We start from the raw sequence: 4,247 nt of genomic DNA on the forward strand, positions 1-4,247 counted from the left end.
AACGGACTGTTGTACGCCGCCGACGCCCCCTCCAACTGGTCCAGGAACCACAGCCGCTGCTGCGCGAAGGACAGCGGCAGCACCTCCGGCCGCTCCCCCGCCACCAGGGCGGGCCGGGCCGGACGCCCCTCCTTCAGCTTCTCCAGCACCCCGGCGACGGTCGGGTTGCGGAACAGGTCCCGGATACCGAGTTCGGCCTTCAACGTGGTACGGATGCGGCTGATCAACCGGGTCGCGAGGAGCGAATGCCCGCCCAGCGCGAAGAAGTTGTCCTCGACCCCCACCGAAGGCACCCCGAGGACCTCGGCGAAGAACGCGCAGAGGATCTCCTCCTGCGCCGTCCGAGGACCGCGGTTGCCCGGCGCCGCGCCCTGCTCGTTCCCCGGCTCGTCGGACCACGCCCGCTCGGCCCGGGAGAGGAAGTACCGTTCCTGCTCGGGAGAGTCGAACACCTCCCAGCCGGACACGGGAACCTCCGGGTCCTCGGCGGCCACCCCGAGCAACCGCACCAGCCGCTCCCCCAGCAGACCCGCGGTCCCCCGGTCGAACAGGTCGGTCGCGTACTGCAGCAAGACGGTGATGCCCGCGGGCCCGCCGGCGGCGTCGCGGTTCTCCACGCAGGTGAGGTTGAGGTCGAACTTGGCGGGCGGTGTCCCGAACGGCTCGGACTCCGCGGTGAGGCCCGGCAGCCGGAGAGTCCCCTCGTCGTTGTTCTGGAGAACCAGCATCACCTGGAACAGCGGATGCCGACCCAGCGAACGCGCCGGGTTCAACTCCTCCACCAGCCGGTCGAACGGCAGGTCCTGGTGGGTGAAGGCCGCCAGGTCCGCCTCCCGGACCCGGCCCAGCAGCTCGGCGAAGGTCGGCTCGTCCGACACGTCCGTCCGCAGCACCAGCGTGTTCACGAAGAACCCGACCAGGTCGTCCAGCGCCTCGTCCGTCCGGCCGGCCACCACCGTCCCGATCGGGATGTCCGTCCCCGCACCCACCCGCGACAGCAGCGCGGCCACCGCCGCGTGCAGCACCATGAACAGGGTGACCCCGTGCCGGCGCGCCAACGCCTCCAACTCCGCGTGCACCCCGGCGTCCAGCCCGAACTCCAGGAACTCACCCTCGTGCGACGCGGCCTCCGGCCGGGGCCGGTCGAACGGCAGCGCAAGCTCCTGCGGCAGCTCGCCCAGCACGTCACGCCAGTACGTCAGCTGCTCGTCGAGGATCTCGCCGAGCTGGTGGTGCTGCCAGAGGGTGTAGTCCGCGTACTGGACGGCCAGCGGCTCCCAGTCGGGGAGACCGCCCGCGAGGCGGGCCCGGTAGGCCGAGGCGACGCCCTCCCAGAGCGGGCCCGAGGACCAGCCGTCGCTCGCGATGTGGTGCAGGGTCAGCACCAGCACCGACTCGTCCTCACCGAGCGTGAACAACACGACCCGCAGCGGGAGTTCGGAGGAGAGGTCGAAGGAGGCATACGCCTCGGCCGAGATCCGCTCCGTGACCTCCGCCGCCGTGCACGGCTCGACCCTGAACGGGACCCGGACGTTCTCCGCCGGCAGGACCACCTGGCGGGGCTTGCCGTCGACGGCGGGATAGACCGTCCGCAGGGCCTCGTGCCGACCCACCACGTCACCGATCGCCGCCCGCAGCCCCTCGACGTCCACCGAGCCGCGCAGGCGGAAGGCGAACGGACTGTTGTACGTGGCAGCGCCTTCGAGCTGGTCCAGGAACCAGAGCCGCTGCTGGGCGAAGGACAGCGGCAGCACCTCCGGCCGCTCACCCGCCACCAGGGCGGGCCGGGCCGGACGCCCCTCCTTCAGCTTCTCCAGCACCCCGGCGACGGTCGGGTTACGGAACAGGTCCCGGATGCCGAGCTCCGCGTTGAGGGCGGTCCGGATGCGGCTGATCAACCGGGTCGCGAGGAGCGAATGCCCGCCCAGGGCGAAGAAGTTGTCCTCGACCCCCACCGAGGGCACCCCGAGGACCTCGGCGAAGAAGGCGCACAGAATCTCCTCCTGCGCCGTCCGGGGGCCACGACGTTCCACCGTCTCCTGGACCTGCGCGACGACCGCGGCCCGCGCCCGGTCGGACCGGGTCAGGAAGTACCGTTCCTGCTCGGGAGAGTCGAACACCTCCCAGCCGGACACGGGAACCTCCGGGTCCCCGGCGGCCGCCCCGAGCGAGCGCACCAGCCGCTCCGCCAGCATGCCCGCGGTGCGCTGATCGAACAGGTCGGTCGCGTACTGCAGGACCACCGTGATGCCGGCCGGCGCACCGGCGGCGTCACGGTTCTCGACGCAGGTGAGGTTGAGGTCGAACTTGGCCGGCGGCGTGCCGAACGACTCGGTCCCCACGGTGACGTCCGGAAGCTCCAGCGCGCCCTCGCCGTTGTTCTGCAGGACCAGCATCACCTGGAACAGCGGGTGCCGGCCCAGCGAACGCACCGGGTTCAACTCCTCGACCAGCCGGTCGAACGGCAGGTCCTGGTGGGTGAAGGCCGCCAGGTCGGTGTCGCGGACCCGGCCCAGGAGCTCGGTGAAGGTCGGGGCGTCCGACAGGTCGGTGCGCAGGACGAGCGTGTTGACGAAGAACCCGACCAGGTCGTCCAGCGCCTCGTCCGTCCGACCGGCCACCACCGTGCCGATCGGGATGTCCGTCCCCGCACCCACCCGCGACAGCAGGGCCGCCAGGGCCGCGTGCAGCACCATGAACAGGGTGACCCCGTGGCGACGCGCCAGCGCCTCCAACTCGGCGTGCAGTTCGGCGTCCAGCCCGAACTCCAGCAGCTCACCCTCGTGCGAGGCCGCAGCCGGTCGGGGGCGGTCGAAGGGCAGGGCGAGCTCCTGCGGGGTCCCACTCAACGCCTCTGCCCAGTAGGTCAGTTGGCGGTCCATGGTCTCGCCGAGCCGATCGTGCTGCCAGAGCGCGTAGTCCGCGTACTGGACCGCCAACGGCTCCCAGTCGGGCCGGAGCCCCGCGAGGCGGGCCCGGTAGGCCGAGGCGAAGCCCTCCCAGAGCGGGCCCGAGGACCAGCCGTCGCTCGCGATGTGGTGCAGGGTCAGCACCAGCACCGACTCGTCCTCACCGAGCGTGAACAACACGACCCGCAGCGGGAGTTCGGAGGAGAGGTCGAAGGAGGCGAAGGCCTCGGCCGAGATCCGCTCCGCCACGTCTTCTGCTGCGCACGGATCGACCGTGAACGGCACCTGGACAGCCTCCGCGGGCAGGATCAGCTGGCGGGGCTTGCCGTCGACGGCCGGATAGACCGTTCGCAGGGCCTCGTGCCGGCCCACCACGTCACCGATCGCCGCCCGCAGGGCCTCGACGTCCACCGGCCCGCGCAGCCGGAACGCGTACGGGCTGTTGTACGTGGCAGCGCCTTCGAGCTGGTCGAGGAACCAGAGCCGTTGCTGGGCGAAGGACAGCGGCAGCACCTCGGGACGCTCCCCCGCCACCAGAGCCGGTCGGGCCGGGCGGCCGTCCTTCAGCCGCTCGGCGACACCGGCGACGGTCGGGGCGTCGAACAGGTCCCGGATGCCGAGTTCGGCACCGAAAGTGGTACGGACGCGGCTGATCAACCGGGCCGCGAGAAGGGAATGCCCACCCAGCGCGAAGAAGTCGTCGTCGATGCCGACCGACTGCACCCCGAGGACCTCGGAGAAGACCACGCAGAGGATCTCCTCCTGCGCCGAACGCGGGGCCCGCCCACCGGTCCCGGCGCTCGTGACGGCGGGTGCGGGCAGGGCCCGCTGGTCCAGCTTGCCGTTCGGCGTGATCGGCAGCGCCTCCAGCACCACCAGCGCCGAAGGCGCCATGTGCCGGGGCAGCCGGCCGGCCGCGAAACGCCGCAACTCCTCCGTGTCCAGCTCTCGCCCTGCCGACGGCACGACGTAGCCGACCAGGCGCTTGTCGCCCGGACGGTCCTCCCGTACGACGACGGCGGCCTGCATGACCGCTTCATGCCCCTGGAGGACCGCGGCGATCTCGCCCGGCTCGACCCGGAAGCCCCGGATCTTCACCTGGTCATCCGCACGCCCCACGTACTCCAGCACACCATCCGCACGCCAACGCCCCAGATCCCCCGTGCGATACATCCGCTCACCCGGCTCGCCCAACGGGTTCGCCACGAAACGCTCCGCCGTCAAGCCTGCCCGACCGACATAGCCGTGCGCCAGACCGGCCCCCGCCGCATACACCTCCCCCACCACACCCGCCGGCACCGGACGCAACCAACCGTCCAGCACGAACACCCGCTTGTT

At 71.6% G+C, this 4,247-nt stretch carries 1 protein-coding gene; it reads right to left on the reverse strand.

The genetic code is table 11. From position 1 onward, the window contains the following. The coding region (locus ACWD4P_RS37885) for a condensation domain-containing protein (RefSeq protein ID WP_449782777.1) at positions 1–4,247 on the reverse strand (4,247 nt) is incomplete at both ends.

The organism is Kitasatospora sp. NPDC002543, from assembly GCF_053594915.1.